Genomic DNA, 21,833 nt, shown 5'->3' on the forward strand with positions numbered 1-21,833 from the left:
TGGAAACGATTATTCCGTTTCCAGTTCTGTGTATCCGTATTTAGTTCATCCCGTCACGATGCGGCGGTAAGCACGAACCGTGACGATATAGTAGATCAGATAAACGATCGTATAGCAAACAATCGCAAGTAATGTCGGACGGACGATATTGTAGTTCAACAGTTTCTGCAGGACTTGCATCGCAACTAGACTATGAACGAGCCCGAGGACATACGGTAAAGAGAAGACGAATCCGACGAGGCGACGGATGATACCCGTTTGTTCCTTTTCATCGACACCAATCTTTTGAATGATCGCAAACCGTTGTTTCGATTCTTCTGCTTCCGCGAGCATCTTAAAGTAGATGATTGAACCTGTCGCAAGCAAGAAGACGAGACCGAGGAAGCCGGCAGCAAACGCAAGCAAACCGGTCGTTGCCGTCGTCATCGTATAGACCGGATAGTACGCCGCCATCTCCGTATCCGCTTGTTTTCCATACAGTTGCGTTAATTGCTTTATCAGCCCATCGTCATGACGTTCATCCGAAAATTGATAATTCGTCAGCGTAAAACCTTTTTCCGGCATCTTTGCAAACGCATCGTCGTTTACGACGAAGGCAAGCCGCTGTTTCTCATAAAGTTGAGCGATCGGTAAATTCGTCGCAGCGGTGATGCGAAAGGACTCATGGACATCCTTGATTTTGACACCGACCGGCGATTTGACTTTCATCTTCAACAAATCGTTTCCTTTAAATGTCTCAAGGACGATTGCTTCGCCTCGTTTTGGTTCTTTAATGACCGTTTGACCGTTTGCTTTCGCAAGCTTCACGTAATCCGAGTAATTGACGTAACTAAATTGCCCTGGCTGATCTTCGTAAGCATAGGTTTGATAATAGCGTGTGAACGTCAGCGGGTTCGGAAGCTCAGTCATCTTGTGATCGACGTTCTTGACGTTGACCATCGTCCGGCTGTCGATCTTCTGGTCGGACTTTGCAATCAGCTGTTCCGCTTCCGCTTGTTTACTCGCAATCGACAGACTGTACGGGACTTGCTCCTCGACAGTCTGATCGATGAAGTAATAGATCGATGTCGCTGTACCGACCGTCGTCAATGTCACGGCAGTAATGACCGTGATCGTCGACAGCATGACAGCGTTCGATTTGATTCGTGACAGCAATTGTCCGTGCAGAATCAAATTCGTTCCTTTGAAATGTCGCGCTTGATTACTTAAGAGGCGTAATAAGAAGATCGTGAAGTAACTCATCGTTCCAAATGTCCCGAGGATCACACACAGCATCAAGAGCGGTGCGACAATCGTAAAGTGATCCATCAACGGTTGTCCCGTCAAATAGTAACCGATACCAATCAAAACGACCGAAAGCACGGCTAGGATCGGATGGACTTTCGGAAGGGATTCCGCTTGTTGCTCTGCCTTGAACAATTCAATCAATGTAAAACGATAGATCGTTCGGGCTGAACGTAAGGCAATGATCAGGAAGATCAAAAGGAAGACGCCGATCGTCTGCACGACGGAAGCTCCGCTGATCGTAAAGGTCGCATCGACTTGCATCGCCATGACGGAAGCCAGCAACTGTACGAAATATTTCGATGCGACTGTTCCGATCGCAATCCCGAGGATTAGACCAATTACTCCATACCCCATCGTCTCAAGGAAGATCAGTCGGGCGATCTGCCCCCGCTCTAAACCGAGCAACGCGTAGAGACCGATTTCCTGCTTACGGCGGCGTAAGAAGAAGTCACTTGAATACCAGATGAAGATAGCAGAGAAAAGCGCTAGAATAACACTCGCTCCAGTAAAGACCGTTCCTAATTTTCCGTACAATTCATTCGCCTGAAGCATCGCTTCGTTTGATCGAATCGCGAGGAACGTGTAGTAAATGAGAATCGCGAACGTGACCGCACCGAGGTACATCACGTTTTGACGGATGTTTTTTAGATTTTGAAACGCCAGTTTAGACAAACTCACGGACGGCACCTCCGAGTTCGCGTTGGACTTCCATAATCTGCTCGAAAAAATCCTTCTGTGAACCGAAGCGATGGACTTCCTTGAACAGCTCTCCATCCTTGACGAACAGAATTCGTTCTGCATAAGACGCCGTCATCGGGTCGTGTGTCACCATTAAAATCGTCGCGCCTTCGTCGTTTAGTGACTGCATCGCTTCAAGCAATCCTGTCGCTGACTTTGAATCAAGCGCACCGGTCGGTTCATCCGCTAAGATGAGTGACGGATCATGAATGATCGCACGGGCGGCAGCCGTCCGTTGTTTTTGTCCTCCCGATAGTTCGACCGGACGTTTATCGAGTAGGTCCTGGATACCGAGTTGATGCGCCACACGGTCGACACGCTCTAAGATCATCTTTTTATCGATGTTCGCGAGTGAGAGCGGTAAGGCAATGTTTTCCCGGACCGTCATTGTATCGAGGAGATTGAAATCCTGGAAGATGAAGCCAAGTTGTTCCCGGCGAAAGCGAGCCAATTGTTTTTCCTTCATCGCCGTCACGTCTGCTCCATTGATTAAAATCGATCCGTCCGTCGGCTGATCGATCGTCGACAGCAGATTAAGCAACGTCGATTTCCCGGCACCGGACGGTCCCATGATACTGACGAATTCCCCTTCATGGACACTGAGCGTCGTCGGACGTAGTGCTTCGTGGCGTGCCGTTTTCGTGTGATAGGTTTTTGTGATCTGTTCTGCTCGTAAGATTGCTTTCATCTGTAATGCCTCCTGTGTTTGATTCGTTACACTCAGTCTAGTCCTTCCATGCTTTTCTCAAAATGGACTTTACTTTCACTTCTCTTACAAAACGGTAAGACAAGGGAGGAGACATCAAAAAAGCCCCCATCCGTAAGGGATGGAGGCGTGTCGTATCTTATTTATGTGTTGCTTTGAAGAGCTCTGTGTCGCCTGCGACAACAGAAGTTCCTTCAGCTGGTACAGCTGAAAGCGTGAATTGATCGTGATTCGTCACGATGATCGGTGTGATCGTCGATGGTGCGTTTGCACGGATGTACTCGAGATCGAACTCGACGAGGACGTCTCCTGCTTTGACTTTGTCACCTGACTGGACGTGAGCCGTGAAGCCTTCGCCTTTGAGGTTAACTGTATCAAGACCAACGTGGATCAAGAGTTCAAGACCATCTTCACCTTTTAGACCGATTGCGTGTTTTGTTGGGAAAATCGTTTCAACCGTTGCGTTGATCGGTGAAACAACTTTACCTTCTGTTGGCTCGATCGCGACACCGTCGCCCATCATTTTTTGAGAGAAAACTTGATCGGGTACGTTCTCGATGTTGACGATTTTACCTGTAAGTGCAGAAGCGATTTTCGTGTTTCCTGCGTCGTTACCACCAAACAATTTTTTTAAGAATCCCATGATACTATCCCTCTACTTTCTCGATCGTTTTTCTTCCGAATGGAAGTTTCGATTTTTTATAGGAGTAAGCTGTTAGACAGCTCGCTCACGTTCTCACAAAAAGCATACGTTTGTCCCTCTGGTTTTGCAAGTATTTTTGTGTGATAATAGTTAGAAATCAAAAGGAGGCGCTTACATGTTGCCATTTTCAGAAATTACATACGTCCGTCCTGATCTTGCTTTGCTTGAAACATCGATGAATCAAGCAATCGCTCGACTAACGGAAGCCACACAGGTAGATGAAGCAAACGCAGCCATCACTGAGATTAATACCCTCAGAAATCAATTTGAAACGGCAAGCCAGCTCGTCGAAATCCGTCATACGATTGATACACGTGATACGTTCTATGAGACGGAACAAGGGTTCTTTGATGAAGCAAGCGCGATCTATCAGGGATATGTCTCAAGCTATTATCAAGCATTGACGACGCATCCGCTTCGCAATGAACTCGAACGGACGCAAGGCAAACAGTTATTCCTAATCGCGGAAGCGAGCCTAAAGACGTTTTCGGAAGAGATCATTCCAAAGCTCCAAGAAGAGAACCGTCTCTCAAGCGAATATACGAAACTGATGTCTTCTGCTCAAATCGAGTTTGACGGGAAGACGCTTAACTTATCGCAGTTCGGTCCTTACCTCCAATCACCAGACCGGGCTGTTCGTAAAGCAGCTTCAGAAGCCCGCTATGGCTACTTAAAAGAGCAAGGGGAAACGATCGATACAATTTACGATAAACTCGTCCGTATCCGGACAGACATCGCAAAGACACTCGGTTTCCCATCGTTCGTCGAACTCGGATACGCACGGATGCTTCGCGTCGATTACAATCAATCGATGGTTGAACAATATCGCGAACAGATCCTTGAAACGATCGTCCCGCTCGCGACACAACTTAAAGAACGCCAGCAACGACGCATCGGTGTCGATCACTTGTACTACTACGATGAAGGATTTGCCTTCAAGTCTGGGAACGCGACACCTAAAGGCGAAGAGTCGTTCATCATCGAAGGCGGCAAAAAGATGTATGCGGAGATGTCACCGGAGACGAACGAGTTCTTCAACTACATGCTCGACCGGGAAGCACTCGATTTAACGGCGAAGCCTGGAAAAGCGGGCGGTGGGTATTGTACCTACATCGCAGACGAAAAACTCCCGTTCATCTTCTCAAACTTCAATGGAACGGCGGGCGACATCGATGTCCTGACACACGAAGTCGGACATGCATTCCAAGTCTATGAGAGCCGTCACCTGACTGCTCCAGAAAGTGCCTTCCCGACGTATGAAGCGTGCGAGATCCATTCGATGTCGATGGAGTTCTTCGCTTATCCGTGGATGGAAGAATTCTTCGGTGAAGAGACGGCGAAATACAAATTCAATCACCTCGCAGGAAGCGTCACGTTCCTTCCATACGGCGTTGCGATTGATGAGTTTCAGCACGTCATCTACAACCAACCGGAATTGACACCAGCTGAGCGTCGTGAAGCATGGCGGACGATCGAGAAGAAATATTTGCCGCATCGTGATTATGAAGCGAATGATTATCTCGATTCAGGTGCCTGGTGGCATCAGCAAGGGCACGTCTTCGGAAGTCCCTTCTACTACATCGATTACACGCTCGCTCAAGTCTGTGCCTTCCAGTTCTATGCTTGGATGGAACAGGACCGGGAAGCAGCTTGGACATCATATCTTGATCTCTGTCGTGCCGGTGGATCAGAAAGCTTCCTCACGCTCGTCGAGCGCGCTGGATTGAAGTCTCCGTTTGCACCAGGTACGGTCGAAGCAGCGGTCGCACCGGTCAAAGCGTATCTCGAACAAGCAGACGACCTCGTACTCGATCGCGTTTAATAATTATTTTCATCAATCTAAAGTTCACGCTTACAATGAACGTTTCTGTCATCCCCGCTTTCCACAAGCGGGTGATAAGACCCGGCACCTCGCATTTCATGTGGTCTGCCGGGTCTTATCTAGCCTTGACGAAAGCGAAAATCGTGCTTTCTTTTCCTGCAGGAGTCGAGGATGAACATTCATGTTCTCTATTTATCGAATGAAAAAAGGTGAGTTTCCAGTCCGGAAGCTCACCTTTTTTCATTTTAAGACACATACATATTAAAATCATGAATCATAATAGACTAATTTCATTCAGATAAAAGCTTTTGATGGTACTTCACGTACCAGACTCGAAACTCGTCGGCTGGAATCGGTCTTGAATAATAGAATCCTTGCGCATACTCACAGTCAAGGACTCGCAAATGATCAGCTTGTTCAAGTTCTTCGATCCCTTCAGCGACGACGTCATACTTCAGCGTATGTGCGAGCTTGATGATCGTCTCGATGAGCGGTGCGTTCGAGCATGCATCCGGACCACTGATGAACGAACGATCAATTTTCAGTCGCTGAATTGGCAAGCGACTCAAGTACGACAAGGAAGAATACCCCGTACCAAAGTCATCAATCGCAAGACGATACCCCATCTGATGCAACTTCTGTAACGCATCAAACACGCGTGTGTCTGAAAAGACACCGAACGATTCCGTAATTTCCAGTTCCATCCGTTGTTCGATTCCCGGATGAACCTCTCGGACATCAGTCAGATAATCGACGATCCGACCGGAGACGAGTTCTTTGACGGATAAGTTCGCTGAGACGCGTAGTACTCCGAGTTCCGTATCCTTCCACTCTTCGACTTGTCGGACCGTTTCGGCAACGACCCACATCCCGATCTCTTCAATCAACATGGATCGTTCGGCAATCGGAATGAAGATCGCCGGACTGATCATCCCCCGTTCAGGGTGGAACCAGCGCAGGAGCGCTTCACAACCATCGACCTGACCTGTCGCGAGATTGATTTGTGGTTGATAGAACAATTGTAGCTCGTTCTTTTCGATCGCGTCCCGCAGTTCTCCTTCGAGGACGACGGATTCGAGATACTCGGCACTCATCCAGGATTCGAACCAGACCGGTCCGCCTTCTGTCTGTTGCTTCGCATGCTGCATCGCGATATCAACCGAAGATAACAAGGACGTGACGGCTACTGCATCATCGGGGTACCGCACCATACTCATGCTGATGCTGACATTGACATACTCTCCATCGATCTCATAGACGTGTTCGATGACTTGCTTCAATTTCTCGTAATCAACGATATCCTGTTGTGCAACCAATACGGCGAATTCGTCTCCCCCGATTCGTGCGGCTTGTCCCGTTCCGATGAAATGATGTTTGAGTCGATTGGCGAGATCTTTCAAAATCTGATCGCCTGCACCATGTCCGTAAATATCGTTGATCCGCCGGAATTGTCGAACGCTGATGGTGACGAGTTCTCCCGGCTGAGGTGCTTTCAACGCATCTGCCATCTTTTGTTCAAAGCCATTTCGGTTCAACAGTCCCGTCAACATGTCAAAGAGTGCGAGTTGTGTGATCCGTTCTTCGCGCCGGAATTGATCCGTTTCATCATGACAGGATAAGTAAAGTGCAACGCCTGTATCGTCTTCTTTGTTTGCGACATGGACGATGTTGACGAACATGTTTAAGATTTCTTCATCGAACAACATCTTGCAACGAATCGTTTGACTATGGCCTTCCAATGATTGCTTCAACGCTCGCCGCATCCGATTCAAATCAGCCGGATGGATCAGTTCTTCGATCGTCCATCCCGCCGTCGCTTTCGTCAATTGTCGAAAGCGTTCGTTTCCGTTCACAATCGTATAGTCAGATGACATCGCAAGAATCGGATCTGTATTTTGTGAAAAGAGCGACTCGATTTCCGCTTTTTTCTGCTTGATTTCTTTTGTTTTGGCATCATTATGATCGAGCAACCCGGCGATGATGGCCGTCATCGTCCGAAACGCTTGGACGACAGGTTGAAAATCATTTCGCTCCGGTACGTCATAACCGGATTGCCGGTGGTCTTCTGCAAAGGTATTCGCTTCTCCTTTCAGTAAGGATAGATCTTGGCGAAAGGCGCGTAATAACGATAAGGTCAAAATCAACAGTCCAAGAATTAAGACACTGGTTGCACCAAAGAGAAGCCAGGCATTGCGAATGATGTGATGGCCTCGATCCTGCATTTCTTGTGCGACTTGGTTGAGTTCTTGATCGTACAGACGATACATACTCGATTCATATTCTTCCGCTTGTCCTGCCAAAGCAGCGTAGGTCTCGACTTTCGGAGCACGTAATAGATCATCGAGCGTTTGTGTATAGGCAGCCATCTGTTCCCGCATTGTTGCGACATCTTGCCGTCCCGTATCGTCCTGAAGAGGAATCACATCATACAATGATTTGATGAGTGATGCCTGGCGTATCGGTAAATCAATCCGCATCTGCTGAATCCGTAATCGATCAATCGAGCTCGGTTCTTCCTTTTGACGGGCATCTTTTAAGATTTCAGCTGATTTCCCAAGTTGTTCCTCCATCAGAATCAAATTGGAGAAGACATTATAATAAGATCCTGTCTCTTTGCTCAGTACGAGTTGATTGAAGATGATTTCACTCTTGAAATTCGTCATCGTCGTGAAGAAACGATGGTTCGATTCATATCCTTGCCGTTGAAGCTTCTTGACTTCCGCCAAGACTTCTTCCTGTGCCGACCCAGTAGCTTTCATGTTCGGTAGACGATCCGTTAGTTGTTCCAATGCACGATCGGATTGTTTGGACGCTTGTAGAACATCCGTGTCCTCATTCAATGATGAAAAATAATAGCGTGTCACTTCTTGTTCAGCATGATTAAATGGTGTCACTTCAGCAATCGTTTTTCCTGATGCTTTGAAGCGATAACCTTCTTCGAGTGTTTTCATCAAATGTTGACATGCGACGATCAATGCTAATAACCCGATGATCGCAATCATCCATGAGAACGTTTTATAGTAGGAGCGTCTTCGAAAAGCTTCTACGATGAAGACTGGTGATAAACGTCGCAACACATCGTCCTCCCTAAATTGTCATTATGTTTCTATATCGTCGTCTCATACCGTTTCCTGAAGTCGTTTTGGGTCAATAAAAAGCACGTCTTCCCACATTTCTGCGAAAATAAGTGCTTTTTTTACTAGTTTTATTCTTTTTTAATAACTGACGTTCTCACGCGCTACTTTTTTAGCAAAATAATCGATGATGTCACGTCGTCGGATAATCCCGATGAAATGTCTTCCGTCATCGATGACGGGTACGAAATTTTGATCCGTGATGACTTCAATCATCTCTTCCATTTGCGCTGTGATCGAGACCGGTTTATAACGGACGCGTTGTTTGATATCGGTTAAACGTGTCTGCAAGACATGGTCATAATCGGCATGCTCGAGATTTGCTTCGAGCGCCCACAAGACATCGCCTTCTGTCAGCGTTCCTGCGTATTTCCCTTTATTATCAACGAGTGGGACTGACGTAAAACGATGATGTTTCATCTTTTCTAGTGCTTGTCTGACCGTTGACTCAGGATCTAAATATTTCACCTCATCTTTAGGTAATAAGAAAAAAGCAATATTCATTTCTGTTCCTCCCTAGCCACTCTGTGACACCCTTTTCATTTTATCATGAACCCTGCTCCGATTCATTTCTCAAATGATGAAAATCTCTACATAATTCCTTCATATTTGGTCATACTATTCCGATATTCCAAGTAGACAGAATTTAAAGACTATTTAGTTAGGAGAATACATATGCGCCTCCCGATCACGCGTCGCCTGTTCATCGGGCTTATTTTATTGCCCGCTCTCACTCTCGGTGCCTCGACCTGGTTTTCTTATGATCAGACGAGCCAAACCGTCGATCAGCTTGTAGACTCGACGTCACAAACCGCTTTGAAGCAACTCGAACAATCCTTTACACGAATCATTGATGATACGAAAAAGGATACGACCTTACTCGCAGGTCTTCCGTTCAACCGAGCGGACGGCGCTTTACCGAACTACACGGATCAAACGAAACAACCCGATCCGGCTACTCCTCCGACGCAAAAAGCGAGCGATATCTATAGCGTCCTAGAAAAGTACGGTTCATCGAAAATCGAAAACTCATTCATTCAGTATGCGGATACCGCTGGTGGTTATCTCAACTGGCCAAAACAAGCGGCAGCACCTGGGTACGATCCACGCAAGGAAGACTGGTACAAACAAGCACTCGATAACTCTAGCACCGTCATCATGAGTGAACCGCATTATGATGCGGCAACGAAACTATCCATCATTGGCTTCTCAAAAGCAACACTAGATGCACAGGCGAATATCAAAGGTGTCTTATCCATCTATAAAAGTATCGATCGCCTAGCAGAAGACATGAAGCGGATTGAAATCGGACAAAAAGGATTCGTCTTCAGCTATACCCAAAATGGGAAGATTGTCACCCATCCGAATAAAAATTATTTCTTCAAAAACGTAACGCAGATGAAAGAAGACGGAAAACCTTATTTCTCTGCTCCTAAAGCAATGATGGAACAAGAGTCGGGTTCGAACATCATGGACGTCGCCGGTACAAAATCCGTCGTCATCTGGCAGACCTCGTCAAAAACAGGCTTTAAGTTAGCTGTCGTTCTTGACTATGCTTCCTTGTATGCACCGAAAGAAGAAATGCTCAGTCAATCGTTGATCAACTTCGTCGTCGCGATCGCCTTAGCCACGTTGATTGCTTGGTTGATTGGTCGATCAATTAATCGTCCTTTATCAACACTCCGTCAAGAAGCACTTGCCATCGCCTCTGGTGATTTACGGACGCCAAAGCGTCCGACACGTTTCATCCAAGACGAGTTGACGGATCTCACCGAGAACTTTGACGCGATGCGGACTCGACTACGTCAAACAATTCTCGCTTTGACGACTTCAGCGACGACCGTCCGGGATGCATCTGCCGAACTCTCCACGAATGCAACGCACGTCCAAACAGCTTCTCTGCAAATCGGACGAACGATGGAAGAGATCGCGGCGGCTGGTGAAACACAGACGAAACAAGCAGAGCGCTCGTCCCATGCCGTTCATGGCGTCAAGGAACGGTCGACGGCCATGCAACACGTCGCGTCAACGACATTATCGGAAGTCTCGACCGTCGCTTCCGCAGCCGTTCGCGGAAGTGATGTAACGAAACAGACGATCGCCGATTTACTTGATCATTCCGTCTCACTCGAACAGGAAATCCAAAATACGTCCGACTTCCTCGGTAAACGATCGGATGAGATTGCCAAAGTCCTTGGCACACTACAAGCAATCTCGAGTCAGACGAACTTGCTCGCCTTGAATGCCGCCATTGAAGCAGCACGCGTTGGCGAACAAGGACGCGGATTCGCTGTAGTTGCGAGTGAAGTCCGAAAGCTTGCGGAAGAGAGTGACGCTTCTGCGAAGCAAATCAAACAACTCCTCGATCATATCCAAGACGAGACACAGACCGCGATGGGTGCGATGCACCATGTCATGGATGATTTGAAACGATCGCTTGATTCCGTCAAGACGACCGGTGACGATTTCGAGCAAATCGCAGGTTCCGTCCAACACGTCTCACGCCGGACAGAAGAACTGACCGGTGACATCCATGCGTTGACGCAAGCGACGGAAGAAGTCTCAGACGCCATGGGGACGATTCTCGCTTTGACGGAAGAGAATGCCGCAGGTCTTGAGACGAGTAGTGCGAGCATTCAAGAAACTAACGCAACACTCGAATCCGTGACGTCTGCCGCTACGCATCTTGCAAAGATTGCTGGTAATCTCCATCAACTGACGCTTGATTTCCAACTCGACGATACGGAAACATTGGTTCACGACTCCGTTGAAGAGGTCATACATTCGGAAGAATCCGTCTTGTATGAGGAAGCAGCTGTCGCATCACTTGACGAGGAACGACATGATTCGGATTTAAAGGTTCCTTCGTCTTCATCCGAATGATTTTTCAGCGAAGTCTTTTTTCGAAAGGCTTCGTTTTTCATTGTTTCGTTCTCGACTATCCGCGAAAGAGGACATACACTAGAAGCAATCCACTATATTTCGAAAGGAGTCGTGTCATGAATCGCTTGTCGACGTCTGACTTGACGCAAATCGCAGAGCACCTCTACGGGATGACTGGTTTTTTCGTCACGTACCGAGATCATCACGGTACTCCGCTGTCGTTACGTCCAGAAGCTCCATCTCATCCGGGAACCTTACTGATTGAGAACGAATGGCCAGTACTAAAAAAGACTCCTCTACTCTATACCCTGAAAGATGGTACAGCTTACCTCTTTTTAGAGGTTCCGGAACAAGGAATGTACCGAATCGGTCCGGTTTTACTACAATCGGCTCTTTTTCGGGCACACATCCAAGATGAAGCCTACCATCAGTTCTATAAAGCCTTACCACGTACGACGGAGAATCGACTGATTGACTGTGCTCACTTGATGTATCGCTTGTTACACGGGGAAGCTCTACCGAAGCGCGAGATCGAACAACAGTCTGATATTCAGGAAGCCGAAATCCCTCTCGTCGCAGACGCCCCTTCCCATACGGGCGTCACGGCATATCGAAAAGCCTGGCAACGGGAACAACAAATCATTGATTGGATCGCGACCGGTCAAAGTGAGCGCCTCGCTACGACCTATTCCCTGCCGGCCTATGGCGAGTTCGGAACACTCGCCCGTCATCAGCCCTTACGTGCAGAAAAGAATCTGTTGCTCGGGACTGTCCTCTTAAGCGCGCGTGCTGCGATTCGAGGCGGATTGGAACCGGATGAGGCATTCTCACTCAGCGACCGGATGATTGAGACGATTGAAGCGGCGACGAGTATCGCTGAGCTCCGGAATCGGCATGTCCGGATTACCGTTTCGTTTGCCGAAGCCGTCAAGGAGCTCCAAGCATTACGTCATTCGCCACATGTGTTGGCAGCCATTCGTTATATTCAGCAACACCTCTATGAACCTTTGTCCGTCTCGTCGATCAGTCAAGCCATCCATGTCTCGTCTAACTATCTGTCCGTCCTATTCAAAGATGAGACCGGTCTACCGCTCGCCCGCTACGTTATCCGGGAACGGATCCGGGAAGCGAAGCGCCTCTTGCGTTCTTCGGACGATTCCTTGCTGACGATCTCGAACAAGTTACACTTCTCGAGTCAAAGCCACTTCAGTCAAGCCTTCAAGCAGACGACCGGTGAGACCCCGACACATTATCGACAACGAAGTGAATTTTAAGAGAATCGTGCCTTTTTTTCGTTTTGTGATATCCTATTCAACAGGAACTATTTTCGTGAATCCGTCTTGAGCGGATTCTTTCAACAAAAAAGGAGAATCAACATGAACTCAATTAGTGTCATCATTCCTGTCTATCAAACCGAATCACAAACGAAGACAGCCATTCAATCCGTTCTTGATCAGAAGGTGTCTATTCCGGTAGAAATCATCGTCGTCTTTGATGGACCAAGCCCATACATCGATGAGCTTCGCTCCCTCTATCCGACTTGTACGATCTTGGAACAAGCACATCAAGGAACATATGCTGCACGCCGTCGCGGTCTTGAAGTCGCGACAGGTGACTACGTCACATTCCTCGACAGTGATGATATCCTCGCACCACGTGCGCTCTATACGTATATCAAAGCCTATGAGAAATCACGCGGTGAAGTCATCATCGGTAAAGTCTCACCTGTCTACAACAAGAAAAAATGGCTTATGCCGATCGACGATGATCGTTATTTCTTCTACACTCGCACGAAATTCAATTCGCGTCATTTGACGACGATTCACGGCTGGATGATCAAAAAGGACTTGCTGAGCGATTTGCCGGTTCTTGAGACACGATGGTTTGCTGATACGATCATCGCGCATACGATTATCGCGAAACTGACGAACCTGACATCGGTCAGTTATGTCGTCTACGGTCGAAACTCACGCAGTACACCACTCGAGGGACAATCACTCTATCAAGCACGCGATATCACGACATTGACTGATATCTCACGGATCTATGGTATGTTATCTGCGCATACGATGGATAACACTGTTCAAAAGTTCTTGAATACATGGTACAAACGATTCATCTCAAAACGTGGTCGTGCGTTGCTTGAACGAAGCACGTCAAAAAGTCAGCAGGCAGATATATTCCGCCATGTAGCTTACGATTTAAGACGGACGAAGACACGAAGTAAGTATCTACAAGCATGGTCGACGGGTTCCTACTTCATGTTCCGTTCATACATCACTGCCGTGAAGACAAAACGAACGCTACGGACGGCACGACGTAAAAAGATCAAGAACGGTCTGATGCTCTATCGCCTGTTCCAAAAGATGCCGGTCAAAGAGAACCTCGTCTTATTTGAGAGTTTCCTCGGTCGGAGCTATTCTGATAATCCAAAGGCGCTTTACCTGAAATTAAAAGAACAACGCCCAGAACTTGAACTCGTCTGGATTTTCTCGAAAGAACCTTCAAATGACGTCAAGGAAGCTTGTCCGAACTGGGTGCTCAAAAACAGCTTCGCGTACTACCAAGCAATGGCACGTGCCAAGTACTGGGTCTTCAACACACGTCAGCCACTGAGCTTGAAAAAACGCGAAGAAACAATCTATCTCCAGACATGGCACGGTACTCCTTTAAAACGATTAGGTCTCGACATGGAAGAAGTCCATATGGCGGGAACGAATGCGACACGCTATAAGCGGAACTTCTACAATCAAGCACAGGAATGGAACTACTTGATTTCTCCGAATGCGTATTCGAGCGAAATCTTCAAGAGTGCGTTCGGTTTCCAAAATACGATGCTTGAGACAGGTTATCCGCGAAACGATCTCTTGTATGCGGACGATCAAGCTGGTTTAATCAGCGAAATCAAAGCGCGTCTGGATATTCCAGCCGACAAGAAAGTCGTTTTGTACGCACCGACATGGCGGGATGACGAGTTCATTGCGCGTGGAAAATACCGCTTTGATCTCCAACTCGACTTGAACGAGATGCAAGCCCGACTCGGTGACGACTACGTCGTCTTACTCCGGATGCATTACTTGATTGCACAAAACATGGACATCAGTGGACATGAAGGATTTGCCTATGACGTGTCGTCGTACGGTGATATCGCAGAGTTGTATTTAGTCAGTGACGTGCTAATCACCGACTATTCGTCTGTCTTCTTCGATTATGCGCACTTACAACGTCCGATGATCTTCTTTACGTATGACTTAGAGAAATATGCATCGACGTTACGTGGATTCTACTTCGATTTCGAAGCAGTTGTTCCGGGACCACTCCTAAAAGAAACGGATCAAGTCATCGATTATATCGAACAGATTGATACGAAGTCTGTCGCTTACCAAGAAAAATATGATCGCTTCCTCGAACGGTTCTGTAGCTTGGATGACGGCACGGCAAGTGAACGTGTTCTTGCTGAATTGTTCCCGAACACACGATCAGCAGATACTGAATAAGGATATACAACAAAAAGGAGAAAGGCGCGTATTTGCGCACTTTCTCCTTTTTCATGTCATCTTCTCCGATAGGATGCAATCCGTTCTTCGAATTCAGGATGGACGAAACTAGGACGTAACGATAAGACGACCTCACCGAGAAGATGTTCTACCACGTCATCCCATCGTTCGACGATCTCAGAAGTGGTCTTCGCAGAAACATCATCCTCTTCGAGTAATGCTGTCTCGTCCGTCGTTCTCATGAAAATCCACGTCTCATCAGAGCGCTTGCGTCCCATCAAGGTGATACGCCCACCTTCCATCCGGTACAAAAGGATTCGCTCCCATTGACGCTTTCGACTCGGTACCATAACTTCACGATGTTGCGCGATGATTTGCTCTTTGATCGTTTCCCGGCTAGCAACGAGATTCGGACACAGATGATAAAAATCATCTGTTCTTGGATGCTTGATGCCAAAGTGTGGAATACCCGATGCTTCGAGACGCTTCACCCACTCCTCCTTCGCTTGTCGTAAGTGTGTCCAACGAATAAGATGTCTCTGAACTCCCCATCCTGTAATCACGAATGGGTGCCGTCGTAATTCTTCGACTGACGCAAACAACGTCTGTTTTTCAAATGATGTCTCCTGACAGAGTTCTTCAAAACGATTGATCGATGTGACATCATTGCCATGTTGCATCGGAAATAGATTGTATAGATGAAAGCGTCCAGATAAGGTTTTCCCTTCATAGATACCTTCTACGATACGGATGATTTGACGCATCGTATCATCCAATCGTCCAACCTCACCTGTTGCTTGACCTGTCGTATCAAGCTGCTGACGCAATGCCGGATCCACCGTCGCAGATCCTGGATTCAACATCAGACATGCACCAAGTGACGTCTCGCTTTCCCCCCACTGGATATATGTATGATAGCGATACAATACGTCCTGCTCCAACCGAAATGTCGCATACACTCGAACATCGTTAGTCTCCATTATGAACCCTCCTATACTTTTATATATAACTTGATTATTTTACCATATAGAGGTTCTTATTTACTTTCGTTTGTACATCAGGTCAATCAAAAAACGAAACTGACTCAAAAGGCAGTCTCTATAAAGATAAGGGTGGCAGAATGATGATCTGCCACCCTTATCTCGTAACAAAAAGAATGACGCGTCACACGCCACTCCTACAGGAAAAGCGCATTTATGCGCTGTCAGAGACGAACAAGACCCGCTTTCCTGCTTAAATGAAGCAGGAAAGCGGGTCTTGTGTCTTGCCTGAGGAAAGGGCGTGAAAAGACGCGTCATTCTTTTTTTGAGTCAGCCTCATGAACGATTTAGTTACGGACGAACAAGGCAACGCTCTCAACGTGTGTCGTATGCGGGAACATATCGACCGGTGTCACTTCAACGAGTGTATAACCGAGCTCCGTCAACAACTTCGCGTCACGTGCTTGTGTCGACGCATTACATGAGACGTAGACGATCCGCTTCGGTGCGACATCTGCTGCAGCACGTAAGAACTCTTCGTCACAGCCTTTACGTGGTGGGTCGACGACGATGACGTCCGGTTGGATACCTGCTTTAACGAGATCAGGCATGACCTTCTCAGCTGCACCGTACTCGAACGTCACGTTCTCGATCCCGTTCGCTTGTGCGTTCCGGCGTGCGTCATCGATTGCTTGCGGTACGATTTCGATACCGTAGACGTGCTTCGCTTGTTTTGCGAGTGACAATGAAATCGAACCGATTCCACAGTATGCATCAACGACTGTCTCATCTCCTGTCAACTGAGCATACTCGAGCGCTTTCGCGTAGAGTTTCTCTGTTTGCAACGGGTTGACTTGGAAGAACGAATGCGGTGAGATCTCATATGTCAAACCAGCGATTTGATCGCGAATGACGGACGGTCCGTACAAGACGACGTTCTTTTTCCCAAGAATGACGTTCGTATCATCCGGGTTGATGTTGTGCTGGATCGAAGTGACGTTCGGTAACGCCTTTAAGATTCCTTCGACGATTTTATCGATACCGCGAAGTTGTTTGACCTTCGTGACGAGAACGACCATCAACTCGTTCGTATGATAGCCATGACGTGCCATGATATGACGAATGACACCTGCTTTTTTCTTCTCGTCGTATGCTGGGACTTTTAAGTCAGCGAGGACTTTACGAACCGCTTGGACAGCTTCATCGTTTTCTTTGTTTTGGATCAAGCAGTAGTCCATATCGATGATCCGGTGGCTCCGTTTTTGATAGAAGCCAGCCATCAATTTGTTCGATTGGAACGCGACCGGTACTTGTGCCTTGTTGCGGTAACCCCATGGATCTTCCATACCCATCGTCTCGTGGACCGGAATCTCAAGGCCTGCTAGGCGCGCGAAAGCGTCACGAACGCGGTTGTGCTTGAATTTGAGTTCTGCGTCGTATGACAAATGTTGCAATTGGCAACCGCCACACTGGTTGTAAACTGGGCAAGGTGGCTCGACACGATCGGCACTCTTCGTCTTTTGACGGATGATGCGACCGAATCCGTAAGACTTCGTCGTTTTCGTGATCTTGATCTTGACCTGCTCCGTCGGCAATGCGCCTGGGATGAAGACCGTATATCCATCGATGCGCGCGACCCCTGATCCTTCATGTGTCAGGTCGACGATCTCGACGACGTGTTCATCGTTCTTTTGTACTGGAATCATGAATATCCTCCTTAAAAACCTCGCTTCACGCGAGGTTCATTTCTGCTTCTTGTAGTTGTGTATTAATCTGTTCCATTTCTTCGATCCGGAACTTTGGTGTCATGACTTCGAAATGAGAGCGAAGATTCGTCATCTCGCCTTCGCAGATGCCGCCAAACTCACCATCAATGTTCAAACTCATCTCTGATGTGTTCTTCATACGGACGAATGAGGTCGTGACATGCTCGATGCAAGGGTCCGAGAAATGATCCCCTTTTAAAGCAAGACGCATGACACGAATTAATTCGACGAGGTTACATTTCTTCAGGATGAAGAGATCAAATCGCCCATCGTTAAGTGATGCGTTCGGTGACAACTTCTCGAATCCGCCGACAGAGTTCGTATTGGATGTCAAGAACAACATGACTTCTCCTTTGAATATACCCTTTTCATGCTCCAGTTCGACATATGTTGGTCGGATTTGCGGAAGTTTCTCCATCCCTTTGACATAGTACGCGAGCTGTCCGAGTGCCGTCTTCAGCTTTGAAGGCACTTCGTACGACAGTTCTGTCATGATGCCGCCACCGGCGATGTTGATGAAGTAATGGACGCCTGTCGACCCTTCGATCTTACCGATATCGACCGGCATCGTATGTCCTGTGCAGATGACATCCATCGCCCCTTCGATCGTCAACGGAATACGCATCGCTCGACCAAAGTCATTCGTCGTTCCAACAGGTAGTACACCAAGCTTTGGACGTTTGCTATAAGCTGCCATTCCGCTGATCACTTCATTCAACGTACCATCGCCGCCTGCAGCGACGACAAGATCAAAGTCTGCTTCGCATGCTCGTGCTGCTTCATACGTCGCATCGCCGACCGCTTTCGTCGAGTAGACAGATGTCTCATAACCCGCTGCTTCGAGTCGGTCGAGGATATACGGTAAATTTCGTTTAACCATCTCTTTCCCGGAAGTCGGGTTATAAATCACGCGCGCTCTAGGTCTCATAAGATTTTCTCCTTTTTGACTCAACCGTTCATTTGATACATAACTGTTTTATTCTACATGAACTCTCGAGACATTACAAAGCCAAAAAAGACAGCGTCCGTTTCTTCACCTCAGCGAGGGAGAGACGGACGCTATCTTAAGTGGAACTTATTTCAGTTTTTCGAGCTCTTCGTAGAAGAGTTGATCAAGGAGAGCAGGGTTTGCCATTCCTTTTGTTTTCTTCATGATCTGACCGATGACGAAGCCTTTCTTCCGATCACGTCCACCGAGTAACTCCTCGACGACGGCTGGGTTTGCTTCGAACATCTCGACGATGAGACCACGCAACAATCCTTCATCCGAAATTTGTGCAAGACCGTTTGCTTCAACGTATGCACGCGGCTCGACACCTTCTTCGATGACTGCCGTGAAGACTTGTTTGGCGATTTTCGAAGAAATCGTGCCACTTGCGATCAAGTCGATCATCTCTGCCAGACGAGCTGGTGTCATCTTGACTGTTTCGAACGTTTCCGTCGATTTATTCAAGTGACCTTGGATCTCACCGATCGTCCAGTTGGCTGCTGCTTTTGGCTCTGCACCAGCTGCAAGTGTCGCTTCGAAGTACTCTGCCATTTCACGTGTGACCGTCAATTGTTTCGCGTCATACGCTGAAAGACCGAGTTCTTCTTGGTAACGAACACGGCGTGCATCTGGAAGTTCCGGGATACCGGCACGAATCGCTTCTTTCCAATCGTGATCTAGCACAAGCTTGACGAGGTCAGGCTCTGGGAAGTAACGATAGTCCGACGCCCCTTCCTTGACACGCATGAGGACGGTTTGTTTTTTCGTCTCATCGAAACGGAGTGTTTCTTGACGCATCACTCCACCAGCAAGCAGTAACTTGCGGTGACGATCTTCTTCAAACTCAAGCCCTTTTAAGACGTTTCCGAATGAGTTTAAGTTCTTGAGCTCTGTTTTCGTACCGAACTTCTCTTGTCCGTATGGACGCACCGAGATGTTACAGTCGCAACGGAGTGATCCTTCTTCCATCTTGACGTCTGAGACGCCTGCATATTGCAAGACTTCTTTGAGACGTTCGAGGTAGGCGACCGCGTCTTTCGGTGAACGCATATCCGCTTCACTGACGATCTCAATTAGCGGTGCGCCTGTCCGGTTGAAGTCGACGACCGAGTGGTTGGCACCCGTGTGGTTCATCTTACCGGCATCTTCTTCCAGATGGACACGTTCGATTCGGAAGCGTTTCGTTTCGCCATCGACTTCCGCATCGATGTAGCCATCAAAGCCGATTGGTTGATCAAACTGCGAGATTTGATACGCTTTTGGCGTATCCGGATAGAAATAGTTCTTCCGGTCGAATTTTGTTTGATCAGCTACTTGGCAGTTGAGTGCCATCGCTGCACGAACGGCGAGTTCGACGGCTTTTTCGTTGATTTTCGGCAAGACGCCCGGGTGTCCAAGACAAATCGGACACGTTTTCGTGTTCGTCTCTGCGCCATATTCCCGCGCACAACCACAGAACATCTTCGTGTTCGTGCTCAGTTCGGCGTGGACCTCAATCCCGATGATCGTTTCAAAGTTCATGATACATTCGCTCCTTATAACTTCGGAAGCGCGAATCCACCTGTCGCAAGCTCAAACGCATGCGCAGCGCGATAGATCGTCGCCTCATCGAAATGTTTTCCAATGATTTGTAAGCCGACCGGAAGACCGTCGACGAATCCAGCTGGAACCGAGATCGCTGGGACACCTGCTAAGTTAATCGGAATCGTCAAGATGTCATTCGCATACATCGTGACCGGGTCATCGAGCTGTGCACCGAGTTCGAATGCTGGTGTCGGTGCTGTTGGTCCGATGATGACGTCATAGTTCGCAAGGACATCTTCGAAATCTTTTTTGATTAACGTCCGAGCTTGTTGTGCTTTTTTATAGTAGGCATCGTAGTAACCAGAGCTGAGTGCATACGTTCCGAGCATGATCCGGCGTTTGACTTCGTCTCCGAATCCTTGTGAACGGGAATACTTGAAGACATCTTCAAGTGCGTCCGCTTCCGCGCGGACACCGTAACGAATGCCGTCAAAGCGTGCGAGGTTCGAAGATGCTTCTGATGAAGCGAGTAAGTAGTACGTCGCAAGCGCATATTTCGAGTTCGGAAGTGAGACTTCGTCAACCGTCGCACCGAGTGCTTCGAGTTTTTGGATCGCTTCACGGATGTTGGCTTTGACGCCTTCACTGACACCCTCGCCGAAGTATTCTTTCGGAACAGCGATCTTCAAACCTTTGATATCACCAGTCAACGCTTGTGTATAATCCGTTGCTGCAATGTTCGCAGACGTCGAATCCATCTCACAGTGTCCTGCGATCGCGCTCAAAAGATACGCGTTATCTTCGACTGTTCGTGTCAACGGACCAATTTGGTCAAGGGACGACGCGAACGCAACGAGACCAAAACGTGAGACGAGACCGTAAGTCGGTTTCAACCCAACGACACCACAATAGGCAGCCGGTTGACGAATCGAACCACCTGTATCCGAACCGAGGCTGAACAAGACTTCGCCTGCTGCGACAGCAGCTGCTGAACCACCCGAAGAACCGCCTGGAACGTGTTTTGTATTCCATGGATTGCGAACCGGTTTGTACGCTGAGTTCTCGTTTGAAGAACCCATTGCGAACTCATCCATGTTCAACTTCCCGATTGTGATTGCCCCTGCTTCATGCAGACGCTCGACGACCGTCGCATCATGTGCTGGTACGAAGTTCTCAAGGAATTTCGAACCACATGTCGTCGTCATTCCTTTCGTGACGATGTTATCCTTGACGCCGATTGGAAGACCAAACAGTGGGTTCGCTTCGTGTTTCGCGACATCATCCATTCGTTTCGCTTGCTCGAACGCTTCTTCATTCAATGAGAGGAACGCACCGATTTTTCCGTCGACGCGGTCGATTTGATCAAAGGATTCCTTGACGAGTTCAGAAGCTTTGACTTCGCCATCCTGAATGAGTGTGTGTAATGTTTTGACACCATGTTCAAAAAGTGACATCGGGTCATTTCCTCCTTATTCGAACACCGCTGGGACGCGGACTTGTCCGTCTTCCCAATCGGGTGCGAGTCGTTCTACTTCCGTACGCGGAAGTGATGGACGTACTTCGTCCTTACGTAGGACGTTCTTTAAATCGAGGACATGAGTCGTCGGTTCGACGCCTGTCGTATCGAGTTCATTTAATTGTTCAGCGAACCCAAGAATCTTCTCGAGTTGTCCTGTGAATTGTGCTACTTCTTCGTCTGTCACGGCAAGGCGTGCCAAATGCGCCACGTGGCGGACTTGCTCCTCATTAATCTTTGCCATGTCATTCCACCTCCGGAACTTTTGCGATATATTTTACACTATTTC

15 protein-coding genes are annotated in these 21,833 nt (G+C 47.9%); 4 read left to right on the top strand and 11 right to left on the bottom strand.

Going from position 1 to position 21,833, the window contains the following annotated elements:
- Positions 1 to 45: 45 nt before the first annotated feature.
- The 3 genes from ACN9MT_RS13050 to ACN9MT_RS13060 all read right to left on the bottom strand — a co-directional run bounded on the left by ACN9MT_RS13050 (position 46) and on the right by ACN9MT_RS13060 (position 3,374).
- Positions 46 to 1,965: an ABC transporter permease gene (locus ACN9MT_RS13050; protein WP_035410201.1), complete on the bottom strand. Its 1,920-nt coding sequence runs from the start codon at positions 1,963 to 1,965 to the stop codon at positions 46 to 48.
- Positions 1,952 to 2,713 carry an ABC transporter ATP-binding protein gene (locus tag ACN9MT_RS13055; protein WP_426272331.1) on the bottom strand — a complete coding sequence of 254 codons (762 nt, stop codon included), beginning with the start codon at positions 2,711 to 2,713 and terminating at the stop codon, positions 1,952 to 1,954. Before ACN9MT_RS13055 ends, ACN9MT_RS13050 begins: the two co-directional genes overlap by 14 nt.
- Before the next feature lie 157 nt (positions 2,714 to 2,870).
- A complete protein-coding gene (locus ACN9MT_RS13060; protein ID WP_035410206.1) occupies positions 2,871 to 3,374 on the bottom strand; it encodes a PTS sugar transporter subunit IIA in 504 nt (167 codons plus the stop codon).
- A 178-nt stretch (positions 3,375 to 3,552) separates the two neighbouring features.
- On the opposite strand from ACN9MT_RS13060, the gene ACN9MT_RS13065 reads away from it, so the two are divergent.
- A complete protein-coding gene (locus tag ACN9MT_RS13065) occupies positions 3,553 to 5,256 on the top strand; it encodes a M3 family oligoendopeptidase (protein ID WP_035410863.1) in 1,704 nt (567 codons plus the stop codon).
- Positions 5,257 to 5,546: 290 nt separating this feature from the next.
- On the opposite strand, the gene ACN9MT_RS13070 is transcribed toward ACN9MT_RS13065, so the two are convergent.
- Together ACN9MT_RS13070 and ACN9MT_RS13075 are read right to left on the bottom strand one after the other, a co-directional pair.
- Positions 5,547 to 8,333 (bottom strand): putative bifunctional diguanylate cyclase/phosphodiesterase, encoded by a 2,787-nt coding sequence (locus ACN9MT_RS13070; protein WP_426272333.1) that lies wholly within the window; start codon positions 8,331 to 8,333, stop codon positions 5,547 to 5,549.
- A 138-nt stretch (positions 8,334 to 8,471) separates the two neighbouring features.
- Positions 8,472 to 8,894: a CBS domain-containing protein gene (locus tag ACN9MT_RS13075; RefSeq protein WP_035410212.1), complete on the bottom strand. Its 423-nt coding sequence runs from the start codon at positions 8,892 to 8,894 to the stop codon at positions 8,472 to 8,474.
- A 171-nt stretch (positions 8,895 to 9,065) separates the two neighbouring features.
- Between ACN9MT_RS13075 and ACN9MT_RS13080 the strand changes: the two genes are divergently transcribed.
- From ACN9MT_RS13080 to ACN9MT_RS13090, 3 genes are all read left to right on the top strand, one after another.
- Positions 9,066 to 11,273, top strand: coding sequence for a methyl-accepting chemotaxis protein (locus ACN9MT_RS13080; RefSeq protein ID WP_426272335.1), 2,208 nt, complete (start codon positions 9,066 to 9,068; stop codon positions 11,271 to 11,273).
- 116 nt (positions 11,274 to 11,389) lie between these two features.
- On the top strand, positions 11,390 to 12,547 hold the full coding sequence (locus ACN9MT_RS13085; RefSeq protein ID WP_368914529.1) for a helix-turn-helix domain-containing protein: 1,158 nt from the start codon (positions 11,390 to 11,392) through the stop codon (positions 12,545 to 12,547).
- A 102-nt stretch (positions 12,548 to 12,649) separates the two neighbouring features.
- Positions 12,650 to 14,770 (top strand): bifunctional glycosyltransferase/CDP-glycerol:glycerophosphate glycerophosphotransferase, encoded by a 2,121-nt coding sequence (locus tag ACN9MT_RS13090; RefSeq protein ID WP_426272337.1) that lies wholly within the window; start codon positions 12,650 to 12,652, stop codon positions 14,768 to 14,770.
- A gap of 56 nt (positions 14,771 to 14,826) precedes the next feature.
- On the opposite strand, the gene ACN9MT_RS13095 is transcribed toward ACN9MT_RS13090, so the two are convergent.
- The 6 genes from ACN9MT_RS13095 to gatC all read right to left on the bottom strand — a co-directional run bounded on the left by ACN9MT_RS13095 (position 14,827) and on the right by gatC (position 21,788).
- Entirely contained in the window at positions 14,827 to 15,750 is a 924-nt protein-coding gene (locus ACN9MT_RS13095; protein WP_426272338.1) for a hypothetical protein, read from the bottom strand.
- A 347-nt stretch (positions 15,751 to 16,097) separates the two neighbouring features.
- Positions 16,098 to 17,456: a 23S rRNA (uracil(1939)-C(5))-methyltransferase RlmD gene (rlmD, locus tag ACN9MT_RS13100; protein WP_056063144.1), complete on the bottom strand. Its 1,359-nt coding sequence runs from the start codon at positions 17,454 to 17,456 to the stop codon at positions 16,098 to 16,100.
- A gap of 25 nt (positions 17,457 to 17,481) precedes the next feature.
- A complete protein-coding gene (locus ACN9MT_RS13105; RefSeq protein ID WP_035410224.1) occupies positions 17,482 to 18,444 on the bottom strand; it encodes a diacylglycerol kinase in 963 nt (320 codons plus the stop codon).
- Between the two features lie 147 nt (positions 18,445 to 18,591).
- Positions 18,592 to 20,025, bottom strand: coding sequence for an Asp-tRNA(Asn)/Glu-tRNA(Gln) amidotransferase subunit GatB (gene gatB / locus ACN9MT_RS13110; RefSeq protein ID WP_035396151.1), 1,434 nt, complete (start codon positions 20,023 to 20,025; stop codon positions 18,592 to 18,594).
- Between the two features lie 14 nt (positions 20,026 to 20,039).
- Positions 20,040 to 21,482, bottom strand: a complete 1,443-nt coding sequence (gatA, locus tag ACN9MT_RS13115; RefSeq protein ID WP_056063150.1) for an Asp-tRNA(Asn)/Glu-tRNA(Gln) amidotransferase subunit GatA — start codon at positions 21,480 to 21,482, stop codon at positions 20,040 to 20,042.
- A 15-nt stretch (positions 21,483 to 21,497) separates the two neighbouring features.
- A complete protein-coding gene (gatC, locus tag ACN9MT_RS13120) occupies positions 21,498 to 21,788 on the bottom strand; it encodes an Asp-tRNA(Asn)/Glu-tRNA(Gln) amidotransferase subunit GatC (RefSeq protein WP_023469336.1) in 291 nt (96 codons plus the stop codon).
- Between the last annotated feature and the right edge of the window lie 45 nt (positions 21,789 to 21,833).

Origin of the sequence: Exiguobacterium sp. R-17, from assembly GCF_049913315.1 — a bacterium.
Classification (GTDB): Bacteria; Bacillota; Bacilli; order Exiguobacteriales; family Exiguobacteriaceae; genus Exiguobacterium_A.

What these genes read in the sequence shown, in the direction of transcription:
- ACN9MT_RS13060 (WP_035410206.1), bottom strand. Translation starts at nt 3,374, where the DNA reads ATGGGATTCTTAAAAAAATTGTTTGGTGGTAACGACGCAGGAAACACG.
- ACN9MT_RS13080 (WP_426272335.1), top strand. Translation starts at nt 9,066, where the DNA reads ATGCGCCTCCCGATCACGCGTCGCCTGTTCATCGGGCTTATTTTATTG.
- ACN9MT_RS13085 (WP_368914529.1), top strand. Translation starts at nt 11,390, where the DNA reads ATGAATCGCTTGTCGACGTCTGACTTGACGCAAATCGCAGAGCACCTC.
- ACN9MT_RS13095 (WP_426272338.1), bottom strand. Translation starts at nt 15,750, where the DNA reads ATGGAGACTAACGATGTTCGAGTGTATGCGACATTTCGGTTGGAGCAG.
- rlmD (WP_056063144.1), bottom strand. Translation starts at nt 17,456, where the DNA reads ATGATTCCAGTACAAAAGAACGATGAACACGTCGTCGAGATCGTCGAC.
- ACN9MT_RS13105 (WP_035410224.1), bottom strand. Translation starts at nt 18,444, where the DNA reads ATGAGACCTAGAGCGCGCGTGATTTATAACCCGACTTCCGGGAAAGAG.
- ACN9MT_RS13055 (WP_426272331.1), bottom strand. Translation starts at nt 2,713, where the DNA reads ATGAAAGCAATCTTACGAGCAGAACAGATCACAAAAACCTATCACACG.
- ACN9MT_RS13075 (WP_035410212.1), bottom strand. Translation starts at nt 8,894, where the DNA reads ATGAATATTGCTTTTTTCTTATTACCTAAAGATGAGGTGAAATATTTA.
- gatB (WP_035396151.1), bottom strand. Translation starts at nt 20,025, where the DNA reads ATGAACTTTGAAACGATCATCGGGATTGAGGTCCACGCCGAACTGAGC.
- gatA (WP_056063150.1), bottom strand. Translation starts at nt 21,482, where the DNA reads ATGTCACTTTTTGAACATGGTGTCAAAACATTACACACACTCATTCAG.
- gatC (WP_023469336.1), bottom strand. Translation starts at nt 21,788, where the DNA reads ATGGCAAAGATTAATGAGGAGCAAGTCCGCCACGTGGCGCATTTGGCA.
- ACN9MT_RS13090 (WP_426272337.1), top strand. Translation starts at nt 12,650, where the DNA reads ATGAACTCAATTAGTGTCATCATTCCTGTCTATCAAACCGAATCACAA.